Annotated in this window: 14 protein-coding genes; 11 read left to right on the top strand and 3 right to left on the bottom strand. The window is 64.8% G+C overall.

The window, feature by feature from the left end; all coding sequences use genetic code 11:
* Positions 1 to 106: 106 nt before the first annotated feature.
* The 9 genes from pgi (at position 107) to arcC (ending at position 13,343) form a co-directional block, all read left to right on the top strand.
* Positions 107 to 1,774: a glucose-6-phosphate isomerase gene (gene pgi, locus NFH97_RS03680; RefSeq protein WP_045994518.1), complete on the top strand. Its 1,668-nt coding sequence runs from the start codon at positions 107 to 109 to the stop codon at positions 1,772 to 1,774.
* Between the two features lie 85 nt (positions 1,775 to 1,859).
* Entirely contained in the window at positions 1,860 to 2,498 is a 639-nt protein-coding gene (locus NFH97_RS03675; RefSeq protein WP_108131440.1) for a YqiA/YcfP family alpha/beta fold hydrolase, read from the top strand.
* A 55-nt stretch (positions 2,499 to 2,553) separates the two neighbouring features.
* Positions 2,554 to 4,434, top strand: a complete 1,881-nt coding sequence (gene parE / locus NFH97_RS03670) for a DNA topoisomerase IV subunit B (RefSeq protein WP_045994516.1) — start codon at positions 2,554 to 2,556, stop codon at positions 4,432 to 4,434.
* 88 nt (positions 4,435 to 4,522) lie between these two features.
* A complete protein-coding gene (gene parC / locus NFH97_RS03665; protein WP_349624443.1) occupies positions 4,523 to 6,778 on the top strand; it encodes a DNA topoisomerase IV subunit A in 2,256 nt (751 codons plus the stop codon).
* Between the two features lie 56 nt (positions 6,779 to 6,834).
* Complete coding sequence (gene serB, locus NFH97_RS03660) at positions 6,835 to 8,058, top strand: phosphoserine phosphatase SerB (RefSeq protein WP_348827673.1); 1,224 nt, start codon at positions 6,835 to 6,837, stop codon at positions 8,056 to 8,058.
* 402 nt (positions 8,059 to 8,460) lie between these two features.
* Positions 8,461 to 9,888 (top strand): arginine-ornithine antiporter, encoded by a 1,428-nt coding sequence (gene arcD, locus NFH97_RS03655; protein ID WP_222568121.1) that lies wholly within the window; start codon positions 8,461 to 8,463, stop codon positions 9,886 to 9,888.
* A gap of 87 nt (positions 9,889 to 9,975) precedes the next feature.
* Complete coding sequence (arcA, locus tag NFH97_RS03650) at positions 9,976 to 11,232, top strand: arginine deiminase (protein ID WP_349624442.1); 1,257 nt, start codon at positions 9,976 to 9,978, stop codon at positions 11,230 to 11,232.
* A 75-nt stretch (positions 11,233 to 11,307) separates the two neighbouring features.
* Positions 11,308 to 12,318 (top strand): ornithine carbamoyltransferase, encoded by a 1,011-nt coding sequence (locus tag NFH97_RS03645; RefSeq protein ID WP_045994511.1) that lies wholly within the window; start codon positions 11,308 to 11,310, stop codon positions 12,316 to 12,318.
* Between the two features lie 77 nt (positions 12,319 to 12,395).
* On the top strand, positions 12,396 to 13,343 hold the full coding sequence (gene arcC, locus NFH97_RS03640) for a carbamate kinase (RefSeq protein ID WP_349624441.1): 948 nt from the start codon (positions 12,396 to 12,398) through the stop codon (positions 13,341 to 13,343).
* A gap of 212 nt (positions 13,344 to 13,555) precedes the next feature.
* On the opposite strand, the gene NFH97_RS03635 is transcribed toward arcC, so the two are convergent.
* On the bottom strand, positions 13,556 to 14,887 hold the full coding sequence (locus NFH97_RS03635; protein ID WP_349624440.1) for a glycerophosphodiester phosphodiesterase family protein: 1,332 nt from the start codon (positions 14,885 to 14,887) through the stop codon (positions 13,556 to 13,558).
* Positions 14,888 to 15,494: 607 nt separating this feature from the next.
* Here NFH97_RS03635 and leuA point away from each other — a divergent pair.
* Positions 15,495 to 17,201, top strand: coding sequence for a 2-isopropylmalate synthase (gene leuA, locus NFH97_RS03630; protein WP_349624439.1), 1,707 nt, complete (start codon positions 15,495 to 15,497; stop codon positions 17,199 to 17,201).
* Between the two features lie 315 nt (positions 17,202 to 17,516).
* On the opposite strand, the gene NFH97_RS03625 is transcribed toward leuA, so the two are convergent.
* Both NFH97_RS03625 and epmB read right to left on the bottom strand, forming a co-directional pair.
* Positions 17,517 to 17,969: an Xre family toxin-antitoxin system antitoxin gene (locus NFH97_RS03625; RefSeq protein WP_108449818.1), complete on the bottom strand. Its 453-nt coding sequence runs from the start codon at positions 17,967 to 17,969 to the stop codon at positions 17,517 to 17,519.
* A 117-nt stretch (positions 17,970 to 18,086) separates the two neighbouring features.
* Complete coding sequence (epmB, locus tag NFH97_RS03620; protein WP_349624438.1) at positions 18,087 to 19,124, bottom strand: EF-P beta-lysylation protein EpmB; 1,038 nt, start codon at positions 19,122 to 19,124, stop codon at positions 18,087 to 18,089.
* Positions 19,125 to 19,229: 105 nt separating this feature from the next.
* Here epmB and efp point away from each other — a divergent pair, with 105 nt between their 5' ends.
* Positions 19,230 to 19,796 carry an elongation factor P gene (efp, locus tag NFH97_RS03615; protein ID WP_045994506.1) on the top strand — a complete coding sequence of 189 codons (567 nt, stop codon included), beginning with the start codon at positions 19,230 to 19,232 and terminating at the stop codon, positions 19,794 to 19,796.
* Positions 19,797 to 19,838: the final 42 nt, after the last annotated feature.

Raw genomic sequence — 19,838 nt, 5'->3', positions numbered from 1 at the left:
TCGGGGGGAGTGATTGTACGCGCCCCGCGGTCAGGCTGCACGATGAGGCTTGCCGTCGCCGTTCGGCCCAGCTTTGCCCACCAGACAGGGCCCAAGGAGAGGAATCATGCCATCGATCGATCAAACGCCGGCCTGGCAGGCGTTGAAGCAGAAGGCACAGGAAGTCGGCAAGCGCCACCTGTGCGACATGTTTCGCGAGGATGCCGGGCGATTTGCCACCTTCAGCCACGAGGCTGCGGGGCTGAAACTCGACCTGTCCAAGCAGCGCTGGGACCAGCAGACCCTCGAGGATCTGCTGGCGCTGGCCGACGAGGCCGGCGTGCCCGACGCCATCCGTCGGCTGCTGGCCGGTGAGCGGGTCAACGTCAGTGAGGACCGTCCTGCGCTGCATACCGCGCTGCGTCTGCCGCAGGATGCGTCTCTGGTGGTCGAAGGCGAGGATCTGGTGCCGGCGGTGCACGCCACCCTGGACAAGATGGCGACCATGGTCGAGCGCTTCCATTCCGGCCAGTGGCGCGGCGCCACCGGCAAGCCGATCCGTGACGTGGTCAACCTGGGGGTCGGGGGCTCCGACCTGGGGCCGCTGATGGTGACCCACGCCCTGGCCGACTATCGCCCGGCGGATACCCATCCGGTCGAGGTCCACTTCGCCTCGACCATGGACGGCTCCCAGTTGGTCGACTACCTGATGCGCTTCGACCCCGAGACCACGTTGTTCGTGCTGTCGTCGAAGTCCTTCACCACCATCGATACCCTGTCAAACGCCAACACCGCGCGGGACTGGCTGCTGTCCCGGCTGGTCGAGGCGCGCCAGGAGGGCGTGGATCGCGAACTGGTGCTGCGCCAGCACTTTATCGGTGTCTCGGCAAGCCCGGACAAGATGGCCGAGTGGGGCATCGCCTGCGACCACCAGCTCGAGTTCTGGGAGTGGGTCGGCGGGCGCTACTCGCTGTGGGGTGGCATCGGCCTGCCCATCGCCCTGGTCATCGGCATGGACGGCTTCCGCGACTTCCTGGCCGGCGCCCACGCCATGGACGTGCACTTCCAGAAGGCGCCGCTCGAGGACAATCTGCCGGTGCTGCTGGCGCTGGCCGGTATCTGGAACAACAACTTCCTGGATATCCGTGCCCACTCGATTCTGCCCTACGACGGACGCCTGGAATACTTCGCTGCCTACCTCGAACAGCTCGAGATGGAGTCCAACGGCAAGTCGGTGACCAACGACGGCGATATCGTCGACTACTCCACCTGTCCGGTGCTGTGGGGCCAGCTCGGGCCCAACGCCCAGCACGCCTTCTACCAGTTGCTGCACCAGGGCACCCAGGCGGTGGAGTGCGACTTTATCGCGCCGCTGGCCCGCTACGATGACGTCGAGGATCCGGCCACCCGCGAGCACCTGATGGGCCAGCACCGGCTGACGCTGGCCAACTGCTTCGCCCAGTCCCGTGTATTGATGCTCGGAGACGACGCCATCGCCGATGACGGTCCCAGGCCCGAGCACAAGCGCTATCGTGGCAACCAGCCCTCGACCACCCTGCTGCTGGAGCGGTTGACCCCGCAGACCCTGGGCGCGTTGATCGCCCTCTACGAGCACAAGGTGTTCGTCCAGGCCACCATCTGGGGCATCAATCCCTTCGACCAGTGGGGCGTTGAACTGGGCAAGAAGATCGCCAACGAGACCCGTGACATCATCGAGGGGCGCCAGGGCCTGGAGGCGATGGATGACTCCACCCGTGGGCTGATCGAGGCCACCTGGCAAGCCGCGCGGGACTGATGGCCGTTGGCATGCGTGATGGCGACAGCGCCCCTGCAGGCGCAGGGGAGGGTCGAAAACTGGCCATTTATACAGGTTTTCCGTTATGCTGAGCCCATCAACAGCGTCGAGTGCTGCCGCAGCGAGCGGCGTGCTCTACCTGCATGGATTCAATAGTGCCGGCGCCTCGCCCAAGGCGCGGCTGATCAAGGCCGCCTGTGCGGAGCTGGGGCTTCCCTGCGAGACCCCGGACCTGTCCTCGCAGGCGGCCGACGCCCTGCGGCTCGCCGAATCGCTGTTACCCCGGCTGGGGCCCAGCCCGATGCTGATGGGCAGCTCCATGGGCGGCTTTCTGGCCACGGTGCTGGCAGAGCGCCATGAGCTGCCGGCGGTACTGGTCAATCCGGCGGTGCGACCGGCCAGGCTGGTCGACACCATGCTCGGCGAGAGCTTCGTCAACGCCTACACCGGTGAGCGCTTCGTGGTCGAGCAGGGCCACCGCGACCAGATCGCCGAGATGACGCCGGAGGTGGTGACACCCGGGCGCTATCTGCTGCTGCTGGTGACCGAGGACGAGACGCTGGACAGCGCCGACGCCTTCGCCGCCTACCGTGGGGCCAAGGCGATCCTGCATCCCGGCGGCGAGCACGGCTTCAATGCCCTGGCCGACTACCTGCCGGCGGTGTTCGCCCACGGTGGTCACGCCCTGGCGCCCGGGCGAGTGGCGCCGGTACCGGCCGAGTGAGCCGTTCAGTCGACGGCGCAAAGACGATCCCAGTCATCCTGATGATGGACCACGCATGACCCAATACAGTGCCAGTTCGATCGAGGTGCTTTCCGGGCTGGAGCCCGTTCGCAAGCGCCCCGGCATGTACACCGACACCTCCCGTCCGAATCACCTGGTCCAGGAGGTCATCGACAACAGCGTCGACGAGGCGCTCGCCGAACACGCCAACGAGATCCGCGTGGTACTGCGGGACGACGGCGGCATCGAGGTGACGGACAACGGTCGCGGCATGCCCATCGACGTTCACCCGGAGCACGGGGTGTCGGGGATCGAGCTGATCATGACTCGGCTGCACGCCGGCGGTAAGTTCTCCTCGTCGAGCTACCGCTTCTCCGGCGGTCTGCACGGGGTCGGGGTGTCGGTGGTCAACGCCCTGTCGCGACGCCTCGAGGTCGAGGTCCTGCGCGACGGCGAGCGCCACGCCATGGCCTTCGAGCACGGCGACAAGGTCGAGGACCTGCACGTCATCGGCACCGCGGCCAAGCGTGCCAAGGGCACCCTGGTGCGCTTCTGGCCGGATACCAGCTACTTCGATAGCCCCAACCTGGCGGTAGGGCGGCTCAAGCACCTGCTGCGGGCCAAGGCGGTACTCTGCCCCGGGCTCAAGGTGGAGCTGGTGGAAGCCGACGGCACCGCCACCACCTGGCAGTTCGCGGACGGTCTGCGCGACTATCTGGCCCAGACCACCGACGGCTACGAGGTGCTGCCGAGCTCGCCCTTCGTCGGTCACTTCGCCGACGACGAGCAGGGGGTGGACTGGGCGATTCAGTGGTTGCCCGAAGGTGGCGACTCGCTGATGGAAAGCTACGTTAACCTGATCCCCACCGCCCAGGGCGGTACCCACGTCAATGGCCTGCGTTCCGGCCTGCTCGAGGCACTCAAGGAATTCTGCGAGTACCGCAGCCTGCTGCCGCGCGGGGTCAAGCTGACCGCCGAGGACCTGTGGGAGCGGGTCGCCTACGTGCTGTCGGTAAAGATGCTCGATCCGCAGTTCGCCGGCCAGACCAAGGAGCGGCTGTCGTCACGCACGGTGGCGGGCTTCGTCTCCGGCGTCGTCAAGGACGCCTTCTCGCTGTGGCTCAACCACCACGTCGACCAGGCCGAGGCCCTGGCTGAGCTGGTGATCAGCGCCGCCCAGCGGCGCCAGAAGAGCTCGAAGAAGGTGGCGCGCAAGAAGGTCACCTCCGGCCCTGCGCTGCCCGGCAAGCTGGCCGACTGCAGTGGCCAGGACCCGGCCTTGAGCGAGCTGTTTCTGGTCGAGGGTGACAGCGCCGGGGGCAGCGCCAAGCAGGCGCGCAACCGCGAGACCCAGGCGATCCTGCCGCTGCGCGGCAAGATCCTCAACACCTGGGAGGTCGACTCCCACGATATCTACGGCTCCCAGGAGGTCCACGACATCGCCGTGGCCATCGGCGCCGACCCGGCCAGTGCCGACCTGTCCAAGCTGCGCTATCACAAGATCTGCATCCTCGCCGATGCCGACTCCGACGGGCTGCACATCGCCACCCTTTTGTGTGCGCTGTTCGTGCGCCACTTTCCGTCACTGGTCGACGCCGGCCACGTCTTCGTCGCCATGCCGCCGCTCTACCGCATCGACCTTGGCAAGGAGGTCTACTACGCCCTGGACGAGAGCGAGAAGGCGGCCATCCTGCGCAAGCTGGAAGGCAAGCGCGGCACCCCCAACGTGCAGCGCTTCAAGGGCCTTGGCGAGATGAGCCCGCTGCAGCTGCGCGAGACCACCATGGCGGTGGAGACCCGGCGGCTGGTGCAGCTGACCCGGGAGGAGGGCGACGGCACCATGGAGATGATGGACATGCTGCTGGCCAAGAAGCGCGCCTCGGACCGCAAGAGCTGGCTCGAGGACTACGGCAACCTGGCGGATATCGAAGTGTGACGGGCCGCCATCGCGGTGACTTGCACGCAGTGACGCTCCCGGATTTCACGTCGTCGGTTCAGGCGACCAGGATTGAGAACGAGGGATCATGACTCTGGACATTGAGGTGGCGGAGGGCGACGTCGAGCGACTGTCCCTGCGCGAATACACCGAGAAGGCCTACCTCGACTATTCGATGTACGTCATTCTCGACCGGGCCCTGCCCCATATCGGCGACGGCATGAAGCCGGTGCAGCGGCGCATCATCTACGCCATGCGCGAGCTGGCGTTGAACGCCAACGCCAAGTACAAGAAGTCGGCGCGTACCGTCGGCGACGTGCTCGGCAAGTTCCATCCCCACGGCGACAGCGCCTGCTACGAGGCCATGGTGCTGATGGCCCAGTCGTTCAGCTATCGCTATCCGCTGGTGGACGGCCAGGGCAACTGGGGTAGCCCGGACGATCCCAAGTCCTTCGCCGCCATGCGCTACACCGAAGCGCGGCTGTCGAAGTTCGCCGAGGTACTGCTCAGCGAACTCGGCCAGGGCACCGTGGACTGGGCGCCCAACTTCGATGGCACCATGAACGAGCCGGTGGTGCTGCCGGCACGTCTGCCCCACGTGCTGCTCAATGGTGGCACCGGCATCGCCGTGGGCATGGCCACCGATATTCCGCCGCACAATGTGCGCGAGGTGGTCGAGGCCACCTGCGAGGTGCTGCGTAATCCCGGCGTCACCACCGCCGACCTGATGGCGCACCTGCCTGGCCCGGACTTTCCCACCCGGGCGGAGATCATCACCCCGCGCGCGGACCTTCGAAAGCTCTACGAGAGCGGTCGCGGCAGCGTCAAGATGCGCGCCCGCTACGAGCAGGAAGAGGGCCAGGTGGTGATCACCGCGCTGCCCTACCAGGTCAGCGGGGCCAAGGTGCTGGAGCAGATCGCGGCGCAGATGCAGGCCAAGAAGCTGCCCATGGTGGCCGACCTGCGCGACGAGTCGACCCACGAGGAGCCGACCCGTCTGGTGATCGAACCGCGCTCCAACCGGGTCGATATCGAGTCGCTGATGGCGCACCTGTTCGCCACCACCGACCTCGAGAAGAACGTGCGGGTTAACCTGAACGTGATCGGCCTCGACGGCCGCCCACGGGTGATGCCGCTGCCGGAGCTGCTCGGTGAATGGCTCGACTTCCGTCGCACCACGGTGCGCCGTCGCCTCGAGCACCGGCTGGGCAAGGTCAACGATCGCCTGCACCTGCTCGAAGGCTTGTTGATCGCCTACCTCAATATCGATGAGGTGATCCGCATCATCCGCGAGGAGGATGAGCCCAAGAGCGCGCTGATGGCGGCCTTCGGTCTGACCGACCGTCAGGCCGAGGCGATCCTGGAGCTGCGCCTGCGCCACCTGGCCAAGCTCGAGGAGATGAAGATCCGCACCGAGCAGGACGAGCTCGAGGCGGAGCGCAAGCGTCTTGAAGAGCTGCTCGGCAACGAGGCGGCGATGACCGACCTGATCGAGCAGGAGCTGCGCAAGGCCGCCGAGGAGCACGGCGACGAGCGCCGCTCGCCGATCGTCGAGCGTGAGGAAGCCAGGGCGCTGTCCGAGGTCGAGCTGGTAGGCGCCGATCCGGTGACGGTGGTGCTGTCCGAGAAGGGCTGGATTCGTGCCGCCAAGGGCCACGACATCGACCCCTCCGGGTTGTCCTACAAGGCCGGTGACGCCTTCCATCTGGCCGCGCGAGGCAAGACCAATCAGCCGCTGGTACTGCTCGATGACACCGGCCGGGCCTATACCCTGCCGGCCCACCAGCTGCCCAGTGCCCGCGGCCAGGGCGAGCCGGTCACCGGCAAGGTCAACGTGGTGGCCGGCGCGCACATGGCCGGCGTCATGCTGGCGCCGGGGAATGCCCGCTTCCTGCTGGCCTCCGACGGCGGCTACGGCTTCGTCGCGCGGCTCGAGGACCTGACCGGCAAGAACCGTTCCGGCAAGGCGGTGCTGAGCCTGCCCAAGGGCTGCAACGTGCTGCCCCCGGTGGAGCTGCCGGCGGCCGAGGAATTGACCGTCGCCACGGTCTCCAATGAAGGCCGACTGCTGCTGTTCCCGCTGGACCAGTTGCCGGAGATGTCCAAGGGCAAGGGCAACAAGATGCTGGATATTCCCGGCGCCCGGGCGGCCCGGCGCGAAGAGTTTGTGCGCGGCCTGGTGGTGCTGGCGCCAGGGGATACCCTGGTGGTGCACGCCGGCAAGCGCAAGCTGTCGCTCAAGAACGGTGAGCTCGACTACTATCGGGGAGATCGCGGACGGCGAGGCAGCAAGCTGCCACGCGGGCTGCAGAAGGTCGACCGGCTCGAGCGCCTCGAGGCGTAACCCTTACGACGGTACGGCGCCCGCCGGTTGCTGCGGGTGCCCAAGGAAGACACACCATGACACGACGAATCCTGATGCGCGCCACCGGCCGGGCCCGGCCCGGCCAGCTGGCCGGCCTGGGGCGGATCCTGGCCCGCAGCGGCGCGCGCCTTCTGGACATCAACCAGAGCGTGACCTTCGGTATCGTCTCGCTGGAGGCGCTGGTAGCGCTTGACCACGAGGCCGACCTGGAAGGCGCCCTGTCGGGCGCCGGCGATGAGCTGGGCCTGGATGTCCAGGCGATCCAGATCAGCGCCGAGGAGTACCATCGCTGGAGCGAGACCGCGAGTCAGCCGCGCCTGATCATGACCCTGCTGGCGCCGCGACTGCCTGCCGGCATCCTGGCCGAGGTGGGGGCGCTGACCGCCGAGCACGGGCTGACGGTGGAGTTGATCCATCGCCTGTCCGGGCGCGAGCCGCTGGACGGCGAGGCACCGGCCCAAGGCAGCTGCGTCGAGTGCTGGCTGCGCGGCGAGGACGTCGACCTTGAGTCGCTGCGCGAGAAGGCGCTGGCGCTGGGTGCGACCCACGGGGTCGATATCGCCCTGCAGGAAGACTCCATCTGGCGCACCCACCGTCGCCTGGTGTGCTTCGACATGGACTCGACCTTGATCAAGGCCGAGGTCATAGACGAGCTGGCGCGCCGCCACGGGGTCTACGACGAAGTGGCCGAGGTTACCGAGCGGGCCATGCGCGGTGAGCTCGACTTCCAGCAGAGCTTCCGTGAGCGCATGGCCAAGCTGAAGGGCCTGGACGAGTCGGTGCTGGCCGAGATCGCCGAAGAGCTGCCGCTGATGGACGGGGTGGAACAGTTGATGGCCCAGCTCAAGCGGCTGGGCTACCGCACCGCCATCCTGTCCGGCGGCTTCACCTACTTCGCCCGCCATCTGCAACAGCGGCTGGGCTTCGACGAGATCCACGCCAACGAGCTGGTGATCGAGAACGGCAAGGTCACCGGCGAGGTGCGCGAGCCGATCGTCGATGCCGATCGCAAGGCCGCGTTGTTGCACCAGATCGCCCAGCGCGAGGGGATCGCCATGGAACAGACCATCGCCGTGGGCGATGGCGCCAACGATCTCAAGATGCTGGCCGCCGCCGGACTCGGTATCGCCTTTCGGGCCAAGCCGCTGGTGCGTGCCCAGGCCCGTCAGAGCATCTCGACCCTGGGGCTTGACGCCGTGCTCTATCTGATCGGCTATCGCCAGGCGGATCTGTCCTGCCAGGCGCCGGGCCACGACTAGCCCGGACGTCATCGCCGCTCGGACGCGATGTTCACTTCTACTGCAAGGGAGCCCAGGGCTCCCTTTTTTTGTGTCTCCCATTCCCGCACGGTGCCAGCGAGCCTGGACGCTGTCGCGAGCCTGGTAGCGACATGGCGCTGCAGGCACCCGCGAAGCAAAGTTCCCTCGTTCGGGACGAGCCACTGACCGCAAGTCCGAGGGAAAGGTCGTTGCAAGCGGCCGAGATCAAACAGTGGTGGTGGAGCGATATAACCTGATCGGGGTCGTTATTATGTACGTCGAAAGGCGTAGTTGACACGAGTCAGCAGAGAGGTGTGTACGGCGGTTTCGGTAGCCTCAAGGGGCCAAAAAGAGAGTAGCCTGAATTGGCAAACTTTTGGTCCCCACGAGGAAACCCTTCCCATGGAAAATGACACAGGAAAGCTGAGACTCGGCGCCTTGCTCGCGCTGGTCGTCGGCTCGATGATCGGGGGCGGTATCTTTTCGCTTCCGCAGAATATGGCGGCGAGCGCCGCACCAGGGGCGGTGCTGATCGGCTGGGGAATTACCGCGGTCGGCATGCTGGCACTGGTGTTCGTCTTCCAGACGTTGGCCAATCGCAAGCCGGAACTCGACGCCGGCATCTATGCCTACGCCAAGGCCGGTTTCGGCGACTATCTTGGCTTCTCTTCCGCCTGGGGTTACTGGATCAGCGCCTGGCTCGGTAATGTCAGCTACTTCGTTCTGTTGTTCAGCACCCTGGGCTTCTTCTTCCCCATCTTCGGCGAGGGTAATACGCCGGCGGCCATCGGCTGTGCATCGATCCTGTTGTGGGCGGTTCACTTCCTGGTGGCCAGGGGAATCCAGCAGGCGGCCTTCATCAATCTAGTGACCACCATCGCCAAGATCGTCCCGCTGATCATGTTCATCGTGCTGGCCGCCATCGGGTTTCACCTGGACGTCTTCACCATGGACTTCTGGGGTACCGGCAACGCCGATCTTGGCAGCGTGATGGACCAGGTTCGCAACATGATGCTGGTCACCGTCTGGGTATTTATCGGTATCGAGGGCGCCAGCATCTATTCCGCCAAGGCTCGCGATCGTCGCGATGTCGGGCGCGCCACCGTGATCGGCTTTGTCGGTGTGCTTCTGCTGTTGGTGATGGTCAATGTGCTGTCCATGGGCATCATGAGCCAGCCGGAACTCGCCGAGCTCAAGAACCCGTCCATGGCGCTGGTGCTGAGCCAGGTGGTCGGCCCCTGGGGCGGTCATCTGATCAGCCTGGGCCTGGTGATCTCGCTGCTCGGCGCCTTGCTGTCCTGGACACTTCTGTGCGCCGAGATTCTTCACGCGGCCTCCAGCGACGGCACCATGCCTGAACTGTTGAGCAAGGAAAACGCCAACAAGGTGCCGGTCAACGCCCTGTGGCTTTCCAACGGCCTGATCCAGCTCTTTCTGCTGCTGACACTGGTCAACGAGTCCACCTACCTGAGCCTTCTTTACCTCGCAAGCTCGATGATCCTGGTGCCTTATCTGTGGTCGGCGGCCTACGCCCTGTTGCTCGCGGTAAAGGGAGAAACCTACGAGAAGGAGCCCGAGGTACGCCGCAAGGATCTGTTTATCGGCGGCCTGGCTACTCTCTACGCGATCTGGCTGCTGTTTGCTGGCGGTATCGACTATCTGTTGCTGTCGGCGCTGCTTTACGCCCCTGGTGCCGTGTTCTTCTACAAGGCCAAGAGCGAGCGTGATGAAAAGGTCTTTACCCCCATCGAGAAGATTATCTTCGCGGTCACTATCGCCTCGGCGCTGGCGGCCACGCTGGGGCTCTATCAGGGGTGGTTGAGTCTGTAGCTAGACCTCGATGTTCAACATGTTACAGCGGTCAGGTTCATTGATGATGCGGTAGTGACAGTCCCGCAATAGGGAAGGAGAAACAGAATGAAAAGTGGATCTTCACGATTGGGCGTCTATTCCGAGGTAGGCAAGCTTCGCAAGGTCATGGTGTGCTCGCCAGGGCTTGCTCATCAGCGGCTGACCCCCAGCAACTGTGATGACCTTCTGTTCGATGATGTGCTGTGGACCAACCAGGCCAAGCGCGACCACTTCGACTTCGTGACCAAGATGCGCGAGCGTGACATCGAAGTGCTCGAGATGCACAACCTGCTCACCGAAACCCTCGAAAATCGCGACGCCATGCGCTGGATTCTCGAGCGCAAGGTGACCTCCAACCTGGTCGGTTTCGACCTTGCCGATGAGGTCCGCGCCTGGCTCAGTGAACTGGAGCCACGGCGTCTGGCCGAGTTCCTGATCGGCGGGGTGTCCTGGGCCGACATCACCGATAGCCACGGAGGCGAGACCCTAAAGACCTTCCGTGACTATCTGGGACAGTCCAGCTTCGTGCTGCCTCCGCTTCCCAACACCCTGTTTACCCGCGACACCACCTGCTGGATCTACGGCGGGGTGACACTCAATCCGATGTTCTGGCCGGCCCGTCGCCAGGAGACGCTGCTGACCTCGGCGATCTATCGCTTCAACCCGCGCTTCGCCGGTGCCGACTTCAAGGTGTGGTACGGCAATCCCGACCAGGACCATGGTTCGGCCACCCTGGAGGGCGGCGACGTGATGCCGGTGGGCAATGGCGTGGTGTTGATCGGTATGGGTGAGCGCACCTCGCACCAGGCTATCGGCCAGGTGGCAAGCGCGTTGTTCAGGGCCGGCGAGGCCGAACGGGTGATCGTGGCGGGACTGCCCCGGTCGCGTGCCGCCATGCACCTGGACACCGTCTTCAGCTTCTGCGATCGCGACCTGGTGACGGTCTTCCCTGACGTGGTCAAGGACATCGTCCCCTTCAGTCTGCGCCCCGACGAGAGCAAGCCCAGTGGCATCGACGTGCGCCGCGAGAAGGGGAGCTTCATCGAGGTGGTAGCCGAGGCGCTTGGGCTGCCGAAACTGCGAGTGGTGGAGACCGGTGGCGACAGCTTCGAGGCCGAGCGCGAACAGTGGGACGACGGCAACAATGTGGTCGCCCTGGAGCCAGGCGTGGTAGTCGGCTATGACCGCAACACCTACACCAACACCCTGCTGCGCAAGGCCGGGGTCGAGGTGATCACCATCAGCGCCAGTGAACTGGGCCGTGGGCGAGGCGGCGGTCACTGCATGACCTGTCCGATTCAGCGAGATCCCGTCGACTTCTGACGACGTCGTTACGCGTTACTTCGCTTCTTTAACTGTGAATCGACGGCTGCCCTGGTGGCCGTCAAGGAGACCCTCATGTCCTTCAATATCCACAACCGTCACCTGCTGTCGCTGATGCATCACTCCGAGCGCGAGCTGCGCTACCTGCTGGACCTGTCGCGGGACCTCAAGCGGGCCAAGTACAGCGGCTGCGAGGCCCAGCGACTCAAGGGTAAGAACATCGCCCTGATCTTCGAGAAGACTTCCACCCGGACCCGCTGCGCCTTCGAGGTGGCCGCCTATGACCAGGGCGCCAACGTCACCTACATCGATCCCACCTCGTCCCAGATCGGGCACAAGGAGTCCATGCGTGACACCGCCCGGGTACTGGGGCGCATGTACGACGCCATCGAGTACCGCGGCTTCAGTCAGGAGGTGGTCGAGGAGCTGGCGGCGTTCTCCGGGGTGCCGGTCTACAACGGCCTGACCGACGAGTACCACCCGACCCAGATGATCGCCGACGTCCTGACCATGCGCGAGCACGCCGAGAAGCCGTTGCACCAGATCTCCTTCGCCTACCTGGGCGATGCCCGCAACAACATGGGCAACTCGCTTCTGCTGATCGGCGCCAAGCTGGGCATGGACGTGCGGATCGCCGCGCCACGTTCGCTGTGGCCGGACGAGGAGCATCTGGCCAACTGCCGGCGCTTCGCCGAGGACAGCGGCGCGCGCATCTGCCTGACCGAGGACCCCCGCGAGGCGGTCAGGGGCGTTGACTTCATCCACACCGACGTCTGGGTGTCCATGGGCGAGCCGGTGGAGGCCTGGGCCGAGCGCATCGACCAGTTGCTGCCCTACCAGGTCAACAAGGCGCTGATGGAGGCCGCCGGCAACCCCAGGGTCAAGTTCATGCACTGCCTGCCGGCCTTCCACAACTGTGACACCAAGGTGGGGCGCCAGGTCGCCGAGCAGTACCCGATGCTGAAGGACGGCATCGAGGTCACCGAGGAGGTGTTCGAGTCGCCGGCCTGTATCGCCTTCGAACAGGCCGAGAACCGCATGCATACGATCAAGGCGGTGATGGTCTCGACCCTCGGCGATGTGTAAGCCACGCACCAACGGATCGGCAAGATAGCCTGGCGGCCCCTGGGCCGCCAGCAACCCCGAACGGGAAGGACACTGTTATGCGTATCACGATTGCCCTTGGTGGCAACGCCCTGTTGCGGCGTGGCGAGGTCATGAACGGCGAGGCCCAGCGCGCCAACATTCGTATCGCCTGCGAGCAGATCGCGCGCATCGCATCGGGCAACGAGCTGGTGATTGCCCACGGCAATGGGCCCCAGGTGGGCCTTTTGGCCCTGCAAGGGGCGGCCTACGATGAGGACAATGCCTTTCCTCTGGATGTGCTGGGTGCCGAGACCGAAGGCATGATCGGTTACATGATCGAGCAGGAACTCGGCAATCTGTTGCCGCCGGAGGTGCCCTTTGCGTCGCTGTTGACCCAGGTCGAGGTGGACGCCGACGACCCGGCCTTCCAGCAGCCGAGCAAGCCCATCGGCCCCATCTACCAGCGTGACGAGGCCTGCCGGCTGGCGGAGCTCAAGGGCTGGACCATGGCGCGAGACGGCGATCACTACCGCCGGGTGGTGCCGAGCCCTCGACCCAAGCGGATCTTCGAGATTCGCCCGCTGCGCTGGCTTCTGGAGAAGGGCACCGTGGTGATCTGTGCCGGCGGTGGCGGCATCCCCACGGTCTACGGGGAGGATGGCAAGCTCGAGGGCATCGAGGCGGTGATCGACAAGGACCTGTGCTCATCGCTGTTGTCACAGCAACTCGCCAGCGATCTTTTGATCATCGCCACCGATGTGGACGGGGTCTATCTGGACTGGGGGACCCCGCATAGCCGTCGGGTGGCGATGGCTGATCCCGATAGCCTGGAAGCCCAGGGTTTTGCCGCAGGATCCATGGGGCCCAAGGTGCAGGCGGCCTGTGAGTTTGCTCGTTCAAGCGGCAAGACTGCAGTTATCGGGGCGCTGGCCGATATCGAGGCTATCGTCGCCGGCCACGCCGGCACTCGGGTGAGTGTCAGGGCCACCGGCATAAGCTTCGCCCAGGAGACGACGACTCCTTGAAGGAGGAGCGGGACATGCCTGGTTGCCTGCCCTCGTCTGGAGGCGGCTGGCTACCGCCGATGGGGGAGCGCTCTCCAGGTTGACGATCGTTAGGATGGAGCCCTCGGAATGGCGTTAGGGGCGCCAACGCCACGGAAGGCGTTCTGGCCGGGTGGTTATCCACCCGGCCGTTTTTATGCGTTCCGACCAGGTTCGCTGGTGGTCATTGCCGCTTATTTTGCCAGCTCGTCGGCCATGCAGTTGGCGTAGAAGGTGACCGCCGCCGGCCAGTCAGAGAACACCGCCTTTACCCCGATATCGCGGGCCATCACGTCAAGCGCCACCATCTTGTCGCCATCGTTGTCGACGACATTGTCGATGGTCTGGTGGTACCAGGCACCGTCACGGGTCAGCGGCGCCGAGCGCTCGAAGGACCAGGCGATCAGCTCCAGTCCTGCCTCCTTGGCCTTCTCGGCGTAGACCGATGGCACGATGGGCCGGTCTTCGCTGTCCCCCTCGGCCAGCAGCATCCACATCGGCGGGGCCAGAATCTTCACCCCCATGTCGGCCAGCTCCTGCATCGACGGCTCCCAGCTTGCGGGGTCGGTCACGTCGAAGCCTTCCACGTCATAGCGATCGTCCAGGTACACCGCCTGGTCGGCGAACTCGGTGTTGTCGACCCAGTAACGCACGTCATCGAGCAGAAACGACTGGGGAAAGACGTCTTCCGGGGGCACGCCGGCCTCGACGTACTCGTCGATCAGCTTCTGGGCATAGTCCTGCTGGCTCATGCCGTCGAAGGGCATCTCGACGCTCGGTGTCTTCAGCTCCGGGGTCATCTTGACGCCCAGGTCCTGAAACAGCGCGATGCTTTCGGCGTGACTCATCAGGGTACCGCGATCGGCATAGAGCTCGGTGCGCCAGCGCGGGTTGCCGGCCAGGTAGGCCTCCAGGGTGTCGGCGCTGGTGTCGACGCCGTCCATGCGGCCTTCCAGGGTCTTGAACTCGGCCAGGGTGATGTCGCTGGTGCAGCACTGGACGTCGGCGGCGTTGGTCAACTTGCCATCGGCATCGAAGGTCGGTGGCACGCTGCACTGCTCGGCAAGCTCGGTCTCGAGGATATTGGTGGTGCCGTGCAGGTCGCACTGGGAGTGGCGGCAGACCAGTTCCTTGTCTTCGGTAAAGGCCACGTCGCACTCGAGCACGCCAGCGCCCATGCGCGCGGCGGCCAGGTAGGATTCCCGGGTGTGCTCGGGGAACATCAGGGGGGCGCCGCGGTGGCCGATGGAAAAGTCGCTCCGGGTGGGCTGCTCAAGGTTGGCCGCGCACTGCTCAAGGGTCGCCTTGAGCTCCGCGGACTGGGCATTGTCCTCGTCCATGTCGTCGATCAGGAAGTAGGGGCGGGGGCCCAGACTGACCGGCAGGGAGGAAGAAGCGCTGGCGTTGGAGGCGTTGTCCTCGGCCATGGCGGGCGCGACACTGGCCCCGCAGAGCGCGATGGCAGTGATCGCGCATGACAGTAACGCGGCGAGGGGAGCGGGGCGGCGGTGGTGATGGGCATCCATGGAGCGTCTCCTTTGTGTCAGCCATGCTGAACCATCAGCACGAGTCTGGTGGTGTTGTCAGAGATTACGGTGGTTCCGGGGCGCCGGAATCGCTCTATTACCCTAGTCCGGCTCGAGGACATTCACATGACAGCGAGCGCTCGTGGCGCCCGCGCTGGCGCGCCGCAGTTGACAACGTCGCTGAAGACTGATTTTCTAGAGCGCATGAACATGACATCTCGCCACCTCGACCTACGACTACTACTACGCGTTTGAATGCGCGTGGCGACGCCCTTTGTGCTTGCGTCGCCGGCAGGATCGCCACCAGTCAGGTTGAGTCGAGGTTGCAAGATGTCCGTCAGTACCCAGTGCCCCACCATGAACCCGTCCCGTCACGCCACCTGTGGTGTCCGCTCTCGTCGTTGTGACGATGTACGGATGGCTGGTGCGCGAATTGTCGTGGTCGCTATCGTCTCGGTCCTGGAACGACTTATGACGCCCCGCTCGCCTCTGGCGAGCGGGGCGTCGCCGTTTTCACCTGGCCTTTGCTCACAAGGCGCTGGCCGGGCCGCCCAACAGGCCTTCCAATAACTCTTCGCTCGACACACCCTATTCCGGAGAAAACGCCATGATGCTCAAGGACCCTTCGACCAAGTACCGCCCCTTCGTGGCCGTGGACCTGCCTGATCGGCAGTGGCCCAGCCAGCGCATCGAGACCCCGCCCCAGTGGTGCAGCGTCGATCTGCGCGACGGTAACCAGGCGCTGATCGATCCGATGGACCAGGAGCGCAAGCAGCGCTTCTTCGATCTGCTGGTCAAGATTGGCTTCAAGCAGATCGAGGTGGGCTTCCCCTCCGCCTCCCAGACCGACTTCGACTTCGTGCGCAGCCTGATCGAGGAAGACAAGGTCCCGGACGACGTGACCATCCAGGTGCTGACCCAGGCCCGCCCGCACCTGATCGAGCGCACCTTTGAATCGCTCAAGGGCGCCAAGAACGCCATCGTTCACGTCTACAACGCCACCGATCCGGTGTTCCGTCGCGTGGTATTCAATGTCGACAAGCCCCAGTGCATCCAGATCGCGGTCGATGCCACCACCCAGATCCGTGACCTGATGAAGGCGGCCCCCGAGACCAACTGGACCTTCCAGTATTCTCCGGAGCTGTTCACCACCACCGAGATGGACTTTGCGGTGGAGATCGTCAATGCCGTGCGCGAGACCTTCGGGGCCAGCGCCGACAATAAGATGATCGTCAACCTGCCAGCCACGGTGGAGTGCGCCACCCCCAACAACTACGCCGACCAGATCGAGTGGTTCTGCCGCAACGTCGAGCACCGCGATCACTTGATCGTCAGCGTCCACCCCCACAATGACCGTGGTACCGGTGTGGCCGCCGCCGAACTGACGGTGATGGCCGGCGCCGACCGAGTCGAGGGCACCCTGTTCGGCAACGGCGAGCGCACCGGCAACGTCGACATCGTCACCCTGGCGATGAACCTCTACACCCAGGGCGTCCATCCGGGCCTCGACTTTTCCAACATCACCCCGATCATGCGTGAGGTCGAGCACTGCAACCAGCTGCCGGTCCACCCGCGTCATCCCTACGTCGGCGATCTGGTGTTCACCGCCTTCTCCGGCTCCCACCAGGACGCCATCAAGAAGGGCATGGCGCTGCGCAAGGAAGACCCGGACAGCGTCTGGGCGGTGCCTTACCTGCCCATCGACCCGCTCGACGTTGGCCGCAGCTACGAGGCGGTGATCCGCGTCAACAGCCAGTCCGGCAAGGGCGGCGTCAGCTACCTGCTGGAGCAGGAGCACGGCATCGAACTGCCGCGCCGGCTGTCCATGGAGTTCAGCCTGGTGGTGCAGGAGGTGGCCGATCGGGTCGGCAAGGAAATCACCTCGGCGATGATCTACCAGACCTTCGTCGACGAGTACCTGGCCAAGACCGAGCCCTACAGCCTGGTCAGCCACCGTCTGTCGTCCGAGCCGGACAGCCCGACGGTGACGCTGGAAGCCTGCATCGCCAAGGACGGTGAGCGCCACACCATCAGCGGCGAAGGCAACGGCCCGCTGGCGGCCTTCGTCAAGGCGCTGCGTAGTGAAGACCACGACATCGAGATCATCGACTACCACGAGCACTCCCGTGGTCAGGGCGCCGACGCCGAGGCGATCGCCTACGTCGAGGTCCGGGTCAAGGGAGAGGCGGTGTTCGGCGTCGGTACCGACGAGAGCATCACCAGCGCCTCGATCAAGGGTGTGATGAGCGCGATCAACCGCTGCCTGTCCACCGAAGAGGTGGCGCCCAACGTCACCGCCGATAGCGTGGCCTGATCCGCGCCGCTGGCAAATGGCGTAAACGCACCGCCCCCGGGGGAAACCCCGGGGGCGGTTTTTTTGCAGCAAGCTTGGTGTGGTCCAGGGAGGGGCGTTCTGCGGAGTGGGTCACCAGCAGTCGTTACTAAAGACGTTTATCGGGAGCGAAGGGCATCTCTCGGGCTTTATCGACCATCGCCTTGAAGCTGAAATGCGCCGGGTTGATCAGGTAGTTCGTTTCCCTCGGCACGATGACGCTTGGCACCGCGAGATTCGTCACCGACGTTGTGGATTAACTGCTTTCGCAAGGCGAGTGTCTGTCATGAGCGATACTCACACGCAGACGCCGTGCTCGAGCCGTCCAATCAGGTTCAGCACGGCAGCTGTACCAGCCGATGTCACCACCATATCCACCGGCCGCGTGTTTCCAAGACCAGGGGCAGGGGTAAGCAGCCACTGGTTAGTCTGCTGCGTGTCACCCTCGAACAGATCAATGGCGCAGTGGTATACCTCGGCAACACGATAAAGCCGGTCGCCCTCGTCCACGGTGAAGCGGCCAGTCGTCGCTCGACGCCTCAGTGTGGTGGGGGAGATGGCGACAAAGCGTCTCAGGTCCTGCTTTCCTAACCCCGTGAAGGAGGCGAGCATGGAGTACACCTCGTAGGCGACACCATTTCTTAACGCTTCGTGCAGTTGCGGGCCTCGCCGGGGAAGCCCAATGGCGTGCCAGAGGTCACTTTTGTGGTCGGCCTGCTTCGGTCGGAAAACCTTGATGGCAGACTTCATGTTTCACCTTTCCTTGTGGCATCGGTCGATATCACAAAAGAGGACGAGAGGCTGTTGCAGCTTCCCTCGCCCCACGACGGGCCTGATAACCAGCGTACTTTGACGATTGCGTCACAGCTACAACGGCGTCTTGCTGGCTTCGCCGGGGACCTCGCGGACCAGGGTCGGCATCAGGAAGCCGGGCAGGCGGGTGCGCAACTCGTCGACCAGGGCGTTGGCGCGGGCGTCGGCCACATCGAAGTGGGCTGCCCCGGACACCGGGTCGAAGGCGTGCAGGTAGTAGGGCAGTACGCCGGCCTCGAACAGCCGCTCCGAGAGCGCTTCCAGTGCATCTACCGAGTCGTTTACTCCCTTGAGGATCACGCTCTGGTTGAGCAGGGTCACGCCGGCCTGCTTGAGCCGCGCGCAGGCGCCGGCTACGGCCTCGTCGATCTCCTTGGCGTGGTTGATATGCAGCACCAGGACCTTCTGCAGGCGGGTGCCGGTGAGCCACTCGAGCAGGGGGCCGTCGACGCGATCGGGGATCACCACCGGCAGCCGGGTATGCAGGCGTAGTCGCTTGAGATGGGGGATGGCGTCGAGCCGCTCGACCAGCCAGGCCAGCTGGCGATCGCTGGCGGCCAGCGGATCGCCACCGGACAGGATCGCCTCGCGCAGGGTGTCGTCCTCGCGCAGGTAGTCCAGGGTGTCGTCCCACTGGCTGCGTGAGGGCGCGTTTTCCTGGTAGGGGAAGTGGCGACGGAAGCAGTAGCGGCAATTGATCGCGCAGGCGGGGCTGGTGATCAGCAGTACCCGCCCGGCGTACTTGTGGATCAGGCCGCGACGGGCGGTGTGCTGGGCCTCTTGCAGCGGATCGGTGACGTAGCCTTCGGGGTTTGTCTGCTCGGCATCCAGGGGCAGCACCTGGCGCAGCAAGGGGTCGTCCGGGTCTGCGTGGCTCATGCGCGCGGCAAAGGCCTCGGGCACACGCACCTCGAACAGGGAGTGGCCGGCCTCGGCGCCGGGGATCAGGGAGGCGTCGAGCCCCAGGCGGCGGCACAGCTCGCGCGGGTCACGAATGGCGCCGGCCAGCTGTCGCTGCCAGCCACCGGGGGCGGGAAGTCCCGGCTCATCCGGGGCAGAGCAATGCAAAAGCGTCGAGCTTCGGGTTATCATGCGGGCCATCCATCGATGCGTGCGAGGGGCTTGTCCTCGCAAAATGTCAGTTGAGTGCCGCTCTGAGCCGATGGCCGGGCCGGGCACCGAAAGGAACGAGATCTCATGGCGAACTATTCTACCAACGAATTCAAGGGCGGTCTGAAGGTGATGCTCGACGGTGACCCCTGTGCCATCGTCGAGAACGAATTCGTCAAGCCCGGCAAGGGCCAGGCCTTCAACCGCGTGAAGCTGCGCAACCTGATGACCGGCCGCGTGTGGGAGCGTACCTTCAAGTCCGGCGAGTCGCTGGAAGGCGCCGACGTCATGGATCTGGACATGGAGTACCTCTACACCGACGGTGACATGTGGTACTTCATGAAGACCGACGGTTCCTTCGAGCAGTACGCCGTCGAGAAGAAAGCCCTGGGCGACAGCGACAAGTGGCTCAAGGAGCAGGTGGTGTACACCGTGACCCTGTGGAACGACAACGCCATCTCGGTCTCCCCGCCCAACTTCATCGAGCTGGAAGTGGTCGAGACCGACCCGGGCCTCAAGGGCGACACCGCCCAGGGCGGCTCCAAGCCGGCGACCCTGTCTTCCGGTGCGGTGGTGCGCGTTCCCCTGTTCATCAACCAGGGCGAAGTGCTCAAGATCGACACCCGTAGCGGTGATTACGTCTCCCGCGCCTGAGGCGAGGGCGATATCCCCGGATCGGCAGATCGAGATACAGAC

It is taken from the genome of Halomonas sp. SCS19 (assembly GCF_040147015.1).
GTDB classification, from domain to species: Bacteria; Pseudomonadota; Gammaproteobacteria; order Pseudomonadales; family Halomonadaceae; genus Halomonas; species Halomonas litopenaei.
This window is presented reverse-complemented; position numbering and strand designations above follow the sequence as displayed.

Excerpts from the sequence above, each read along its gene's own strand:
- pgi (WP_045994518.1), top strand. The coding sequence starts at position 107 with ATGCCATCGATCGATCAAACGCCGGCCTGGCAGGCGTTGAAGCAGAAG.
- NFH97_RS03675 (WP_108131440.1), top strand. The coding sequence starts at position 1,860 with ATGCTGAGCCCATCAACAGCGTCGAGTGCTGCCGCAGCGAGCGGCGTG.
- parE (WP_045994516.1), top strand. The coding sequence starts at position 2,554 with ATGACCCAATACAGTGCCAGTTCGATCGAGGTGCTTTCCGGGCTGGAG.
- parC (WP_349624443.1), top strand. The coding sequence starts at position 4,523 with ATGACTCTGGACATTGAGGTGGCGGAGGGCGACGTCGAGCGACTGTCC.
- serB (WP_348827673.1), top strand. The coding sequence starts at position 6,835 with ATGACACGACGAATCCTGATGCGCGCCACCGGCCGGGCCCGGCCCGGC.
- arcD (WP_222568121.1), top strand. The coding sequence starts at position 8,461 with ATGGAAAATGACACAGGAAAGCTGAGACTCGGCGCCTTGCTCGCGCTG.
- arcA (WP_349624442.1), top strand. The coding sequence starts at position 9,976 with ATGAAAAGTGGATCTTCACGATTGGGCGTCTATTCCGAGGTAGGCAAG.
- NFH97_RS03645 (WP_045994511.1), top strand. The coding sequence starts at position 11,308 with ATGTCCTTCAATATCCACAACCGTCACCTGCTGTCGCTGATGCATCAC.
- arcC (WP_349624441.1), top strand. The coding sequence starts at position 12,396 with ATGCGTATCACGATTGCCCTTGGTGGCAACGCCCTGTTGCGGCGTGGC.
- NFH97_RS03635 (WP_349624440.1), bottom strand. The coding sequence starts at position 14,887 with ATGGATGCCCATCACCACCGCCGCCCCGCTCCCCTCGCCGCGTTACTG.
- leuA (WP_349624439.1), top strand. The coding sequence starts at position 15,495 with ATGATGCTCAAGGACCCTTCGACCAAGTACCGCCCCTTCGTGGCCGTG.
- NFH97_RS03625 (WP_108449818.1), bottom strand. The coding sequence starts at position 17,969 with ATGAAGTCTGCCATCAAGGTTTTCCGACCGAAGCAGGCCGACCACAAA.
- epmB (WP_349624438.1), bottom strand. The coding sequence starts at position 19,124 with ATGATAACCCGAAGCTCGACGCTTTTGCATTGCTCTGCCCCGGATGAG.
- efp (WP_045994506.1), top strand. The coding sequence starts at position 19,230 with ATGGCGAACTATTCTACCAACGAATTCAAGGGCGGTCTGAAGGTGATG.